Origin of the sequence: Wenzhouxiangella sp. AB-CW3, from assembly GCF_014725735.1 — a bacterium.
Classification (GTDB): Bacteria; Pseudomonadota; Gammaproteobacteria; order Xanthomonadales; family Wenzhouxiangellaceae; genus Wenzhouxiangella.
In genome coordinates this window covers 2,747,317-2,762,192 of the sequence record NZ_CP061368.1, presented here as the reverse complement: position 1 = coordinate 2,762,192, position 14,876 = coordinate 2,747,317, and the positions used below count along the sequence as shown (strand labels likewise).

General features: G+C 61.7%; 8 protein-coding genes. 6 read left to right on the top strand and 2 right to left on the bottom strand.

Features of this window, described 5'->3' with window-relative positions; translation table 11 throughout:
- The first annotated feature begins 266 nt into the window (after positions 1-266).
- The 4 genes from nagK (at position 267) to IC757_RS12020 (ending at position 6,560) form a co-directional block, all read left to right on the top strand.
- Positions 267-1,193, top strand: coding sequence for an N-acetylglucosamine kinase (gene nagK / locus IC757_RS12035; RefSeq protein WP_190974551.1), 927 nt, complete (start codon positions 267-269; stop codon positions 1,191-1,193).
- Positions 1,183-2,310, top strand: coding sequence for an N-acetylglucosamine-6-phosphate deacetylase (gene nagA, locus IC757_RS12030; RefSeq protein WP_190974550.1), 1,128 nt, complete (start codon positions 1,183-1,185; stop codon positions 2,308-2,310). Before nagK ends, nagA begins: the two co-directional genes overlap by 11 nt.
- 111 nt (positions 2,311-2,421) lie before the next feature.
- A complete protein-coding gene (locus IC757_RS12025) occupies positions 2,422-3,522 on the top strand; it encodes an acyltransferase family protein (RefSeq protein ID WP_190974549.1) in 1,101 nt (366 codons plus the stop codon).
- A gap of 341 nt (positions 3,523-3,863) precedes the next feature.
- Positions 3,864-6,560, top strand: coding sequence for a TonB-dependent receptor (locus IC757_RS12020; protein WP_223846110.1), 2,697 nt, complete (start codon positions 3,864-3,866; stop codon positions 6,558-6,560).
- A 308-nt stretch (positions 6,561-6,868) separates the two neighbouring features.
- Here IC757_RS12020 and IC757_RS12015 read toward each other — a convergent pair whose 3' ends face one another.
- Together IC757_RS12015 and IC757_RS12010 are read right to left on the bottom strand one after the other, a co-directional pair.
- A complete protein-coding gene (locus IC757_RS12015; RefSeq protein WP_223846109.1) occupies positions 6,869-10,027 on the bottom strand; it encodes an efflux RND transporter permease subunit in 3,159 nt (1,052 codons plus the stop codon).
- Complete coding sequence (locus IC757_RS12010) at positions 10,024-11,250, bottom strand: efflux RND transporter periplasmic adaptor subunit (RefSeq protein WP_190974548.1); 1,227 nt, start codon at positions 11,248-11,250, stop codon at positions 10,024-10,026. The genes IC757_RS12015 and IC757_RS12010 overlap by 4 nt, the downstream gene beginning before the upstream one ends.
- Before the next feature lie 182 nt (positions 11,251-11,432).
- Here IC757_RS12010 and map point away from each other — a divergent pair, with 182 nt between their 5' ends.
- Positions 11,433-12,206: a type I methionyl aminopeptidase gene (gene map, locus IC757_RS12005; RefSeq protein WP_190974547.1), complete on the top strand. Its 774-nt coding sequence runs from the start codon at positions 11,433-11,435 to the stop codon at positions 12,204-12,206.
- Positions 12,203-14,845: a [protein-PII] uridylyltransferase gene (gene glnD / locus IC757_RS12000; protein WP_190974546.1), complete on the top strand. Its 2,643-nt coding sequence runs from the start codon at positions 12,203-12,205 to the stop codon at positions 14,843-14,845. The genes map and glnD overlap by 4 nt, the downstream gene beginning before the upstream one ends.
- The last annotated feature ends 31 nt before the right edge of the window (positions 14,846-14,876 follow it).

Genomic DNA, 14,876 nt, shown 5'->3' with positions numbered 1-14,876 from the left:
GTGGTGGCTTGTGCAGTCATCTTGTCTGGTCGCCTTGGAGGTCTGCAAAACATTGAATGTAAAAGAAAGCTTCAGGTCGTCCGGCATTCTTGCAGCAGGCAGCGTTCCAGGGTTTCGGCCAGCTTCGGCTTGCTGCGGGTATTGCCATTTGCATTGAATCATATATGCTATGAGCCAGAATGACAACGCTGTCAATCAGGGTTGCCCCGGAACCAGGTGCTTCTTGCAGACCGTGTCATCAATGAATTGAATCCAGAGGTTGGTGAATGAGTAAAACGTCAGAGGAAACCGGGGAGGCGTCCTATATCCTGGGAATAGATGGTGGTGGCAGCAAGTGCCGCGCCATTCTGGTTTCCGCGGATGGAAAGGAGCTGCTTGGTCAGGGCATTGCCGGGCCGGGTAACCCGGTGCGTGGCATGGATGCCGCGATCAGTTCGATCCTGGATGCCACGCGTCAGGCCTTGCAGAGCGCGGGTCTGGCGGAGTCTGCCATGGCCGACCTGGTGGTCGGCGCAGGCCTGGCGGGGGTCAATCTGCCCCAGTTCTACACCCTGTTCAGGCAGTGGGATCATCCCTTTGCCGAGTTTCACCTGACCAGTGACCTGCACATTGCCTGCCTGGGGGCCCACAGTGGTTTGGACGGGGGAGTCATCATCATCGGCACGGGATCCTGCGGCCAGGTTCGTAGCGGCGACAGGGTGGCCGAGGTGGGCGGGCACGGGTTTCCGCATGGCGACAACGGCAGTGGGGCCTGGATGGGGCTGCAGATGCTTCGTGAGGTGTTGCTGAGCATGGACCGTATCACACCCGATACCCGGTTGACGCAGGCCCTGCTGGAAAGCTGCCAGTGCCAGGATCAGGTTGGTCTGGCTCAGTACTTCACCGATGCCACGCCGGCGCTGTACGCCCGCCATGCTCCGCTGGTGTTCGAGTGGGCCGAGCGCGGTGATGCCTGTGCACAGGCCATTGTCGACGAGGCGGCCATGCACATCAGCAACATGACCTATCGCCTGCTCGAATATGACCCGGCCCGTATCGCCCTGTCCGGGGGGCTGGCCGGCAATATCCGTCCGTTTCTGGCCGACGACGTTCAGCCTCGATTGTGCGAACCGCAAGCTGCGCCGGAGTGGGGCGCGGTATGGTTTGCGCATCAATCCACCAGCGAAGGGGCCAGGGCCTGCGATGCCCTCTGAACTTTCTGTTGGGCGGCTGTTCGACGGTGATACCTGGCACAGCAATGTCCGGGTCGCCTGGCACCTGGGCCGAATTACGGCTGTGACCCCGTGTGATGCTGGCGAGAGCCCGCTCCCGGGTGTACTGGCCCCCGGCTTTGTCGACATCCAGGTCAACGGTGGCGGTGGCGTACTGTTCAATACCGCCCGGGAGCCAGACGATCTGGCCCGCATGGTGTCGGCCCACGCCCGTCTCGGCACCACCAGCCTGTTGCCAACGCTGATCACCGATTCCCTCGAGGCTATGACAAGAGGGATTGAGCTGGCCATCGAGGCGCGCCGCCGCGGCATTCCAGGCATTGCGGGCGTCCACTTCGAGGGCCCCCATATTTCCACCGTCAAGCGCGGCGCGCATCCTGAGCGTCATATCCGCCCGCTGGCCGACCGTGAGCTGGATCTCTATTCCCGCGAGGAGGTGGGTGTACGGCTCTTGACGGTCGCTCCGGAGGTGGTGCCGCCGACCCGAATTCGGGAACTGGTGGATTCTGGTGTGGTGGTGTTTCTGGGGCACTCCAATGCCGATACCGACACTGTCAGTGCCGCCCTGGAGGCTGGTGCCAGCGGTTTTACGCATCTTTTCAATGCCATGTCGCCCCTGACGGCGCGCGACCCCGGCATGGTCGGGACGGCTCTTTCGCATCCCGACAGCTGGTGCGGTCTAATTCTTGATGGCCATCACCTGCATCCGCTGACAGCACGCCTGGCGCTGGATTGTGCCGGCCGCCGGCGCATGGTTCTTGTCAGCGACGCCATGCCGCCTGTCGGAACGCAGCAGCAGGAGTTTACGCTGCTGGGTGATCGCGTCCGTCGCGATTCTGATCGCCTGGTCAATGAAGAAGGGCGCCTTGCCGGGTCGGTGCTGGACCTGGGTGCGGCCGTACGCTACGCAACCGACAGGCTGGGGGTCGAGCCGGAACAGGCCTTGCGCATGGCCTCTTTGCAACCGGCGCGGGCGGTCGGGCTGGACGGCGACCAGGGTCGAATCAGGCCGGGTGGGCCGGCCGACCTGGTATTGCTGGATGATTCCCTGCGGGTCTGCCGGACCTGGATGGCCGGTCAGGAAGTCGGCCATGATTGATCCTGGAAGGGGTCGTGACGGTACGAAAATCGACCTGAGCCACATTATCAACGCAGGGGGGCTTGTCAATGCCGGTCCCGATGCCGCGACCGGGTTGCTGATCACCACGGCATGACTGTGCTTCCACGGCAACGATTTCTGGCGCTGGATGCGCTGCGCGGGTTGGCCATCGCCCTGATGATCCTGGTCAATACCCCGGGCTCCTGGCAACACGTCTATCCGCCATTGCTGCATGCCGCCTGGGATGGGTTCACGCTGGCCGATCTCGTCTTTCCCATGTTTCTGTTCGCCGTGGGGGCGGCCATGTATTTTTCCATGGGCTCTGCCAGGGTCTCGACGCACCGGCTGGCGCGTATCGGTCGGCGCGCGGCCCTGCTCTTTGCCTGCGGCCTGTTGCTGCATGTCTACCCGTTCAATCAGCCATTGACCGAGTTGCGCATCCCGGGGGTGCTGCAGCGCATTGCATTGTGCTTCGGTATTGCCGCGGTGCTGGTCCTTCACCTGCGTACGCGGGGGCTGGTGGTGGCGGCAGTGGTGTTGCCGCTGGCCTACTGGGGCATGCTACACCTGTTTTCCGAAGGGCATGGTCATGCGCTGGAGGGTAATGCGATACAGCGTCTGGACATCTGGCTGCTGGGTGAGCGCCATCTGTTCCAGGGGTTCGGGGTGCCATTCGATCCCGAGGGGTTGCTGAGTACGCTTCCGGCGGTCAGTTCGGTGCTCCTGGGTTACCTGGTGGTCAGTCGGCTGATACGGCTCAAGGAGCGTCGGCAGGTTCCCGAGCTGGCCATCATGGGCTTTTCACTGGCCGGGCTGGGCGCGCTGTGGCACCTCGCGTGGCCAATCAACAAGCCGTTGTGGAGCGGCAGCTATGTCGCCTTTTCCGGTGGGCTGACGGTGCTCCTGCTGGCCCTGCTGGTCGGATTGTTCCAGCACGCACGTGGCCGACAGTGGCTGCAGCCACTGGTGACCTACGGCACAAATCCGCTGTTTGTCTACATGCTGGCATGGATGTGGGCCGTCACTGCCGCCGAGCTGATCCGCTGGGGCGAGGGTGATCAGGCCATGAGCCTTTACCAGTGGGGGTTCGAAATGCTGGCTCAGGGCCTGCCCGACAAGACCGCGTCCCTGATCTTTGCCCTGATGCATGTGCTGATTTTCTGGCTGGTATCTGCTTGTCTGCACCGTCGGGGGATCTACATCCGCCTGTGAGGGCGGGGGTGATTTTCTGGCAACTGAGACAACGTTGGCTGTCCATGGCGCCCACCGCCGAAATCCGCTGCGGACGGAAATCGCTGCTGATTTTATCAGTAAAGCACTGAAATCACACCAAAAAAACACACAACTGAGGGAGGGGCGACTGGCGACGCGGGAAAAATCCTGCCCTTCACTTTGCAATTAACAAGAAGTTTCTGTATAACGGGCTGAAAATGACAGCGTTGTCACGAAGCGGCGCGGAAAGCCCCGACGCGAAAAGCTCCGGCTGAAAGTCTCGTGAACGTGCCGATTCTGGCGGCGCCGAACCACTCAACTGAAAGCATGGGAGAGTGCTCATGATTGACCTGAAACTGACTCGATGCGCCCTTGCAGTCAAGTTCGGCTTGCTGCTTGGCGGTGCCGCACTGGCCATGCCTGGCACAGTCATGGCTGGTGGTGAAGAAACCGAGCGCGACGACATGTCACTGGACGACCTGGACGTCATCGAGGTCCGGGGCATTCGTGCCGCCCAGGAAGCGGCCCTGTCGGTCAAGCGTCATTCCGATGCGGTGGTGGATGTGGTCACCGCCGAGGACATCGGCCAGTTTCCCGACCACAATGTCGCCGAATCACTGTCTCGTGTGACCGGGATTGGCGTGACCCGCGAGTTCGGGGAAGGGGAAAAGATCACGGTCAGGGGCGCCGGGCCGGCACATAACCGCACCCTGCTCAATGGCCAGACCATTGCCACGGCCGACTGGTTCATACTTGACGATCCGGTGCGCAGCTTCAATTACACCATGCTCCCCTCGGCCCTGGTTTCGGCGCTGGAAGTCTACAAGTCGCCCATGGCCAGTCTTGACGAGGGTTCGATTGGCGGCGCCGTTTACATGCGAACCCACCGGCCACTCAACCTGGATGCGCATACCACGCACCTGGGTGCCGAGTTGCAGTACTCGGAAGCTTCCTCCAGCCTGGACCCGCAGGCTTATGCGATGTATTCCTGGAAGAACGACAACGAGGATTTCGGGGTGCTGGTATCCGCCATTCGTCAGGATCGCGAGGTGGTTCGGGAAGGCATCGAGATACTTGGCTGGCCACACAACGAAGAGCATCTGGACGGCCAGCGGGTGCCCAGTCATGTGGGTGCCCCCCGCTTTGAACAGCAGCGCGAACGCCAGACTTTCTTTGGATCCATGCAGTGGGAGCCTACCGACCGCTTGACCTTTACCCTCAACAGTCTGCATTCAGAGGTCAACGCGGACAATCAGAACTCGAACTGGCTGATCTTTGTCAACAACGACGCAGAAGCGTTGACCGATATCTCAAGCGTGGACAACAGCGTGGTGGCGGGTCGTGTTCCCGACACTGGAATGGCGGCCTACAACTTCATCAACCGAAAGGGAGAGACCAAGACCCGCTCGACCCAGCTGCAGGCGGACTATCACGGCGATCAATACAATCTGGAATTCCAGATCGGTTCGACCCGGGCCTCCGGCGGCACGCTCCGGGAAACCTCGTGGGAATACGGAATGGATACCGGGTATGACTTCGACCTGACCGGGTCGGTGCCGTACGCCAGCACCGAGGGCGATGCCTCCAATCCGGCCAACCTGAACGCAGGCTGGATCTGGGGCGGGGAAAGGCCCACGACCGATGCAGAAGACTATCTGCAACTCGACGTGGATATGCCCCTTCACTACGGCATCATTACCGACCTCCATTTTGGCGCCAAGTATCGCGATGCCGAGCGTACCCAGGACCGGACCGCGTATAGCTGGCACGGCCCCGGCACCATGGCCGACGAAGACCTGGCACCCAACTACCTGGACTATATCTTTGCAACCTGCCCGACCATGGCCGACTGCGGACTGGCAACCGGGCCGCTGACCGTCGATGCAGTGATGCGCGGCAACCTGACCGAACAGTTTGCTCATGACCGTCGCCGCATGGAGGAGATTGCCTTTGAGGGCCTCGACGGTGTGCCCGCCGATTTCGCACGTTCCCTGATCCTGGCCGAAAACTGGGCGGTTGAGGAAGAGATCACCGCCGTGTACCTGCAGGCCGATTTCGCCAGCCTCAACTATCGCGGCAACATCGGTGTCCGCTACGTGGATACTCGCCAGACTTCCGGTGGCTATGAGTTCTCCGAGGACAGCTTCGGTCTCTGGACCATTGACCGTGAATGGTTGACACCGGAAACCCTGGAGTGGCGGACCGAGCGCAACAATTACCAGGAAGTGCTTCCTTCCTTCAACTTTGCCTACGACTTGCGGGATGACACAGTGCTGCGGTTTTCCCTGGCACGCGTCATGGCACGACAGAACTGGAACGACATTTCCACCTCGATCTCTCATGGTTCGCTGAATGTGGCGCAACCGACTGGAACGGCCAGCAATCCGCACCTCGAACCCATTATTGCCGATCAATTGGATCTGGCCTACGAATGGTACTTCGCCCCCCAGTCATTGCTGGCCGCCACCTTCTTCTACAAGGATGTCGACAGCTATCGCAGTTTCTCGACCTTTGTCGACGAGCGATTCTGGGAGGAGGAAGAAGAGTTTGTTGATGTCACCTTCACGCGTCCTGAAAATGGACCTGGTGGCGTGACCCGCGGGCTGGAGCTAAGCTATCAGCAGGCGATTACCGACAACATCGGCGTGATCGCCAACTATACCTATACCTCGGCAAGTCGCCGCGAGGAACGCGATCCCAGTGTGCCCGGCTCCGGCCTGATCGAGGGTCCATCGGATCACATGTACAACCTGACGGCGTACTACGAAACCGACCAGTTCTCCGCCCGGGCCATGTACAACTACCGTACCGAATGGTACAAGGGCCTGCACTTCAACGGTGACGAGCTCTGGAACGACTCTTTCGGTCAGCTTGACCTGAGCCTGAGCTACAACCTCAATGAAAACGTGAGCTTTGTGTTCGATGCCATCAACCTGACCGACGAAAAAGTAGTCGAGTACAACACCGACCGCTCCCGTCTGTTCTCCATCTACCAGAACGGCCGGCGCTTCGTGCTAGGAGTACGGTCAGTGTTCTGACCGCACTTGCGATAGGAAGCGCAACGCTACCCAAAACAATACTTCAACAGTCCTCCATACTGTTTTCAAGGGCCGGGCAGCCCAACCTGCCGGCCCTTCTTTTTCCCAAACCCCAGACCCTTAACACCTAACCCCTAACACCTAACACCTAACCCCTAACCCCTAACACCTAACACCTAACACCTAACACCTAACACCTAGCTCCCAGCACCACCCCTCCCCAAAGCCCCGGAGCTGCAAGCCCACAACAACCCAACCACAAGCCCGCCCCTTCACACTTCACACTTCACACTTCAAACCTTCCCCCTTCAAACCACCTCCGACGCCACCATACCGTTACGTTCACGCCCGGTCAGTCGCTGCACCAGGCGCGTGAAGTCATCGCCGATCAGGTACAGAATGGGAATAAGCCCCAGCGTGATGATGGTGGCAAAGACGATGCCGAAGGCCAGCGAAGTAGCCATGGGGATGACGATCTGCGCCTGCAGGCTGGTCTCGAAGAACACGATGGGTGCCAGGCCCAGGAACGTGGTCAGCGAGGTCAGCACGATGGCGCGGAAGCGTGCCCGGGTGGCTTTAATCGCTGCCTCGATGCGCGATTCACCCATGCGTCTGTGGCGATTGACGAAATCCACCAGGATCAGGCTGTCGTTGACCACGACACCGGCCAGGGCGATGATGCCGAACAGGCTGAGCATGCTGATCGGCAGGCCCAGAACCATGTGGCCGATGACCGCCCCGATCATGCCGAAGGGGATCACCGACATGATCAGCAGTGGCTGCAGGTAGGACCTCAGCGGTATGGCAATCAGCGCGTAAATCAGGAACAGTGCGAAGAATGTGCCCCATATCAGGTCGGTACGCACCTCCTGCTGGCTGCGGGTCTGGCCGGCCAGACGATAGCGCACGCCCGGGTAGCTATCCAGTACCTGCGGCAGGTAGGTTTCGCGCAGTTCCGAGGAGATGCGGCCCGGTTCGGCCACATCGGTATCGACACGACCGCTCACGCTAATCGAGCGTTCTCTGTCGAAGCGGCGGATGGTGGAGGGGCTGCTGCCTTCAACCACATCGGCCACCGCATCGAATGGCACTTCCTGACCGTCGGCGGTGCGGATGCGCATGGCTTCGAGATAGCCTTCCGAACTGCGCTGCTCGCGTGGGTAGCGCACCATGACGCGCACGTCGTCCTGACCGCGCTGGATGCGCTGCACTTCCTCGCCGAAAAAGGCCTGACGGACCTGGCGAGCAAGATCCTGCTGGCTAAGCCCGAGAATCTCGGCCTCGGGGCGAATCTTGAGCTGAAGTTCGCGCATGCCCCCCTCGAAGGAGTTGCGAATATCGTAGGTGCCCTCGTAGGTGCGGATGCGCGATTCCAGTTCGGCCGCGGCTGCCTCAAGCTGATTCAAATCGCGGCCCACCAGCTGGAAAGACAGGTCGGGTCCGTCGCCACCAGGACCGCCGGCGCTGCCGATGCGTAGGCCGCGGACGCCGGGCATGTCACCCACTTCCTCGCGCCAGCGTCGTTCGATCTCGCGCGTCGTGATGCGCTGGTCGTCGGTGCGTGTAAGCTCGACCAGCATGCCGCCGGACACTTCAGAGCCCGACCAGGAGAAGGTGGTACGGATGACCGGATGATCCAGCCCCAGCGTGTCCTGCATGTCCTCGTCGACCACGCGTAGCGCCTGCTCCAGCCGGTCCATGTTGCCATGCGTGACATAGGCCGGTGTGCCTTCATTCATTTCCAGGTCGACGCGCATGAAATCGCCGGCGATATCGGGAAAGAACACGACGCGCAGGAATCCGCCGACGATCAGCCCCAGCGACAGGATCAGCAGAGAAATGAAGCCGGCCAGGGCCAGGTAGCGGTTTTTCAGCATGACCCGCAGCGACGGCAGGTAGTAGTTGTCCACCAGCTTGTAGAGGTTGTCGGAAAAACCACGCTGGAACCGAACGAAACGATTGGGGGTGTCGCTTTCGTACTTCTTGACGCGCATGTGTGCCAGGTGAGCCGGCAAAATGAGCTTCGACTCGACAATCGACATCACCAGACACAGCACCACCACCCAGCCGATGGCGGCAAAGAACTGACCTTCAACACCCGAAACCAGCAGTATGGGCAGGAAGGCGGCGATGGTTGTCAGTACGCCGAAGGTGGCCGGAATGGCAACCTTGTATACCCCATTGACCACATTCTCCACCGAGTGGCCACGGGCGCGTATCTCCGTGTAGGCCGATTCTCCCATGATGATGGCGTCGTCGACCACGATACCCAGCACCACCAGAAAGCCGAACAGGCTGATCAGGTTGATGGTCACCCCGACCACCGGCAACATCCACAATGCACCGAGAAAGGCCACCAGCAGTCCGACCATGACCCAAAAAGCGAGCTTCAGGCGTAGAAACAGGGTCAGAATGAGGAACACCAGCGCGGCACCGGCGAACAGGTTCTTGCCCATCATCTGTAGCCGGTCGCTCAGGTAGTAGGACACGTCCGCCCACCAGTCCACGCCAATTCCGGAAGGTAGCGAGTCCTTTTTTTCGTCGATGTATTCGCGCACTTCGCGCGAGATGGCCAGGGCATTTTGCTCGCCGATGGAAGACACCCGGATGGCAATGGCCGGGTCGCCGTTGTGACGGGAGTAGAAATCACGGTCTACAAAGCCATCACGAATTTCAGCAATGTCGCGCACCCGCACCCGACTGCCATCGGGGTTGGTGCGCACGACGATTTCCTCGAAATCCTGCCCCACGTAGGCCTGGCCAATGGCGCGCACCAGTACGTCGCCCCCGGTGGCCTGAATGCGACCGCCGGGCAGATCCAGGGAGGAGCGTCGAATGGCATCGGCTACATCGCCCAGGGTGAGGTTGTAGCCCCTGAGCGTTTCCTCCTGAACCTCGATCGAGATCTCGTAGGGTCGCGCTCCGATCAGCTCGGCCTGGGTGACCGAGGGCAGGGCGGTGATGTCGTCGCGAATCTGGCGCGAGAACTCCTTTAGGGTGCGTTCGGGTACATCGCCATGGACCGACACCCAGATGACCTCCTGGGTCCAGGTGTTGCGCCGATAGGTCGGGCGCTCGGTTTCGGCCGGGAATGTCGGTATGGAATCGACCCGCATCTTGACGTTGTCGAGCACTTCCAGCACATCGTATTCCGGTTCGACCTCCACGGTGACCGTGCCCGAGCCCTCGCGGGCCGTGGCGATGATTTCGCGTACCCCCTCAAGATCCTGAATGGCTTCCTCGATCTTGATCAGCACGCCTTCCTCGACATCGCGGGGTGTGCCGCCCCGGTAGGCCACGCTGACCGTGATGAAGTTGGTTTCGATCCGGGGCTGGACTTCCTTGGTGATGGTGATGGCCGAGTAGAGCCCGCCGGCAATCAGGCAGACCATCAGCAGGTTGGCCGCCACATTGTTGTGAGCGAACCAGGCAATGATGTTTCCGTACCAGTTGCGCTCAGGATTCACGATTCGTCCTCCCGGGCGTCTGCCAGTTCGGGCGGCAGCAGGCGCAGTTCGGGTTGTTCGTCAGTAGCTTCGCGCGGCTGCAGGGACATGCCGGGCAGGGGGGCGGGGATGGCTGTGGTCACCACGCGCTCGCCAGGGCGGATGTTGTTGTGCAGGTAGACCCGGTGCGGGGTGCGGCGAACCACCTGGACCGGGCGAACGTCCAGCCGGTCGGATTCATCGGCCAGAAACAGGGTGTCGCCCTCGCGCAGGGCCGAGCGCGGCAGCTCGATGAGCCCATCGGACGAACGCCCGCGTATTTCGGCACGGACGAAAGTCCCCATCTGCAGAGGAACGGCGCGAATCTGGCCCAGCAGACCGTAGGGATCTTCAATTTCAACCACCGCGTAGCTCAGCCGGGTTCCTTCATCGATGACGCCCTCTGTGCGCACCACGCGTCCGCTCCAGAGGCCACGCTGTCCGCCCACTGTTCCCGACAGGGTGACGGGGGTGAAGTAGCTGTCGGCGTGCCCCGGTCCGGGCAGGTCCAGAAAGGCGAGATCCTGATCGGAAAGTGGCAGGCGGATCTCGGCGACGTCAACGGCAAATGCCCGACCCAGGGTGGTGCCGGAACTCACAAACTGGCCAAGATCGATATCACGCGCCCGGACCAGGCCTTCGTAGGGCAGACTGATGCGGGTGCGTTCGAGATTGCGCTCGGCGCGCATGACAGAGGCTTCCGCCGCCTTGACGGCGGCCTCGGCCCCGGCCAGTTGCGGCAGGCGCAAGACCAGGTCGCTGGGTTGACGGGCATCGCCATGCATGCGTTCCCAGTCCTTGCGTGCCTGCTCCGATCGCGCGCGCTCGTCGGCCAGTTGGGCTTCGGCCGATGCCAGCTCGGCACGGGCCTGAACCAGGGCGGCTTCATAATCGCTTGGGTCGATACGCGCCAGCACCTCGTCGGCGCGGAAGAAGCCCCCGGCGGCAAAACGCTCGGAAACCTCCACCACTCGGCCACTAACCTCGTTGACGATGGTTGTTTCCGTGCGGGGGCGGGCCGTGCCCTGTGCGCTGATCATGAAATGGCCGTCTGATTCGCGTGCTTCGATGACATCGACCAGCATGGCAGCACTTGTGGCCTCGCGTTCCGGCGGGGTTGGCCGATTCATTGCCATCATGACCACGACGACGATCGACAGCAGGATCAGCACCGGAGGCAGCACAAACTTCAATACTTTTTTCACTTACCGGCTCCCTGGAAACGGTGATTTCAAACGGTGTGCATAGCTTGCCAGACTGCATCCGGTCTGACACGTGCCAGAAGGCATAGGCAGGTTGTCATGGCTGTCCGCTGGAAATCTCCCGTCGCGGCCCCCAAATTGACGTGCTTGCGTTAGACTTCTGAATGGCCTGAAAGATCAATACCATGGACAACCGGATTCACATCAAGACGCCCGACCAGATCGAGGCCATGCGCGTGGCAGGACAGCAGGCCGCCAGTGTATTGCGCATGATTCGCGAGCACGTGAAGGTTGGGGTCACCACCGCGGAGCTCGACCGGATCTGTCACGAATTCATCGTCGACGAACTCGGGGCCGTGCCGGCGCCGCTCAATTATCGCGGGTTTCCGAAATCGATCTGCACCTCGCTCAATCACGTGGTCTGTCACGGCATTCCGGGTGATCGCAAGCTAAAGAGCGGCGATATTCTCAATATTGACATCACCGTTATTCAGGATGGCTGGCATGGCGATACCTCGAAGATGTTCTACGTCGGCGAGCCCTCGGTAAAAGCGCGTCGGGTCTGCGAGGTGGCTCATCGCGCCCTGCTGACCGGCATAGAAATGGTGCGGCCCGGCGTGACCCTGGGTGATATCGGGCATGCCATACAGACCTATGCCGAAGGGGAACGCTGCTCGGTGGTGCGCGAATACTGCGGACACGGCATCGGTCGCGGCTTCCACGAAGCTCCCCAGGTGCTGCACTACGGCCGCCCCGGCGAAGGCGTGGTGCTTGAGCCGGGCATGACCTTCACCATCGAGCCCATGGTCAACCTGGGCAAACGCCATACACGCCTGCTGCCCGATGAATGGACGGTGATCACGCGGGATCGCAGCCTGTCGGCGCAGTGGGAACACACCATGGCCGTGACCGACGATGGTGTCGATGTGCTGACCCGGTTGCCCGACGACGAGCTGTGACCGAACGACTGAGCGCAGTTCCGGCCACCCGCGACTGCCTCGACATGGCAGCGCTGGCCGAATTGGCAGCCGACCCGAGTGTGCTGGCCGGCGCACTGGGTGCCATGCGTCGCGATGCCGATCGGGAGCTCGAGCGGGCGTTCGCCGCCGAAACCGACATCCGCGAACTTGTCCATGCACGGGCCTGGGTCATGGAGCAGCTGATCCTGGCTGCCTGGGAGCGACTGGCACCGGTCAATGGCGACCTCGAGCTCTGTGCTGTCGGTGGTTTTGGTCGTGGTGAGCTGCACCCGCACTCGGATGTCGATTTGCTTATTCTCAGGCCCGACAGCAACGATCTCGACGAATCGGCCCTTGAGCGCTTTATCCAGGTGCTGTGGGATGCCGGCCTGCATCCGGGCCAGAGCGTGAGAACGGTACCCGAATGCGTGGCCGAGGCGGCCGGGGATGTCGGCGTGGCCACCAATCTCATGGAATCGCGCCTTCTGGCCGGTAACGGCGTGCTGTTCGAAGCCATGCGCAAGGCCACCGATGCGCCGGCATTGTGGCCGGCCGCGGAATTCTTCAGTGCCAAAAGCCAGGAACAGGAAGAGCGCCATGCCCAGTTCGAGGACACCATCTACAACCTCGAGCCCAACCTGAAGGAAGGCCCGGGCGGGTTGCGCGACATGCAGATGATTGCCTGGGTGACCCGACGCCATTTCGGTACCTCCACCCTGCACGGGCTGGTCGAGCACGAGTTTCTGAGTGAGCGCGAGCACGAAGACCTGGTGGCCGGGCGCGACTATCTCTGGCGCCTGCGCTGGGCGCTGCACGAGCAGGCCGGCCGCGCCGAGGAACGCCTGCTGTTCGAGCATCAACGCCGCCTGGCCGAGCGCTTCGGATACGGCGATTGCACCGAGTCCAACCAGCCGGTCGAGCAGTTCATGCAGGGCTATTACCGGCACGTGATGCAGTTGGCCCGACTGAATGAACGCCTGCTGCAGGCCTTCGAGGAAGAACTGCTGGTGGGTCGGCGCCATCTGCCCTCGGCCGATATCGACGAGCACTTTCGCCTGCAACACGGCTACCTGGAGTTGAAGGACCCGCACGCCTTCGTGCTCGAGCCTCGCCTGATCATGCGCATGTTCCTGGTGCTGTCCGATCACCCCGAGCTGCGCGGGGTGCGGGCGAATACCATCCGGCTGGTACGTGACCATCTCTACCTGATCGACGAGAATTACCGCAACGATCCCGAAGTGCTGGACATGTTCCTGACCCTGTTGCGCAAACCGCGCAAGGTCTACAGCCAGCTGGCCAGAATGAACCGCTACGGGGTACTGGCCGCGCTCCTGCCCGAGTACGCGCAGATCACCGGGCGCATGCAGTTCGATCTGTTCCATGTCTACACGGTCGATCAGCACACGTTGTTCGTCATCCGCAACCTGCGTCGCTTTGCCTACGCCAAGCACCCCGATCGCTTCGCTCACGCCATCGAGATTTTCCAGCGCATCGAGTGGCCGGAAGTGCTGTACCTGGCCGCACTGTTTCACGACATTGCCAAGGGCCGGGGCGGTGATCACTCCGAGCTGGGAGCCGAAGACGCAAGCCGCTTCGTCGCTCGCCTGGACATGCCGGACGAGGACCGCGAACTGGTCGTGTGGCTGGTGCGCGAACACCTGCTGATGTCGCGTACCAGCCAGCGCGAAGACATCTCTGATCCGGAAGTGGTCAATCGTTTTGCCGACACGGTGGCCAGCCGGCGCCGACTTGATCACCTGTTCGTGCTGACCGTGGCCGATATCGCCGCCACCAGCCCCAAGCTCTGGAACTCATGGAAGGACAGCCTGCTGTGGGAGCTCTACGTGGGTGCCGTCGAAGCCCTGGAGCGAGATCAGCCGGTCGACCGACAGACCAGTCTGGATGAAACCCGTGCCGAGGCCGAGTCGATGCTGCTCGAGCGTGGTGCCGCCCGGCCGGGTATCGATGACTGCTGGAAACAACTGCCCGACCGCGCATTTCTCCGGCTGGATCCGGAGCAACTGGTCTGGACCACCGAGCGGGTGCTGGCAACCACGGCACTGCCTCAGGTGGCCTGTCGGCGTCACCAGGACAAGGGTATCAGCGAGGTCTTTGTCCATGCCGAGGACTTCCCCGGCCTGTTCGCCGTGGTCGCCCGCGAGCTCGACCGCATGCAGCTCAACGTACTGGCCGCCCGGGTGATCACCACTCGCGACGGCAAGAGCTGGGACCTGTTTCAGGTCATGGATGCAAACGGTCAGCCGCTCAACGATTCCGATGCCGGCCGGCTTGAGCATTCGCTGATCGAGCAGTTGGCCGCCAAGCGGGTGCGCCCGCTGCCGCCACGGCCCGTGCCGCGCCGTCTGCAGCCGTTCATGGGCAAGGCCGAAATCGACCTGCGAAAAAGCGATGGCATGACCGAACTGGAAATTGCCGCCACCGACCGCCCAGGATTGCTGTCGGCCATCGCCGAAGCCCTGGTCGCCTGCGGCGCCCGCCTGCACGACGCCCGCATCGCCACCTTCGGCCAGCGCGTGGAAGACATGTTCACCATCAGCGACGCCGACGGCGCCGCACTGAACAATGAAGCTTGTCAGACACTGGAAAAGGAGCTGAGGCAGCGGTTGGATGTGGGATGAGGGGGCGTAGTGGTAGGAGGTGGAGGATTTG

Coding starts and splice junctions, on each gene's coding strand:
- map (WP_190974547.1), top strand. CDS start 11,433: ATGGACAACCGGATTCACATCAAGACGCCCGACCAGATCGAGGCCATG.
- nagK (WP_190974551.1), top strand. CDS start 267: ATGAGTAAAACGTCAGAGGAAACCGGGGAGGCGTCCTATATCCTGGGA.
- IC757_RS12025 (WP_190974549.1), top strand. CDS start 2,422: ATGACTGTGCTTCCACGGCAACGATTTCTGGCGCTGGATGCGCTGCGC.
- IC757_RS12020 (WP_223846110.1), top strand. CDS start 3,864: ATGATTGACCTGAAACTGACTCGATGCGCCCTTGCAGTCAAGTTCGGC.
- nagA (WP_190974550.1), top strand. CDS start 1,183: ATGCCCTCTGAACTTTCTGTTGGGCGGCTGTTCGACGGTGATACCTGG.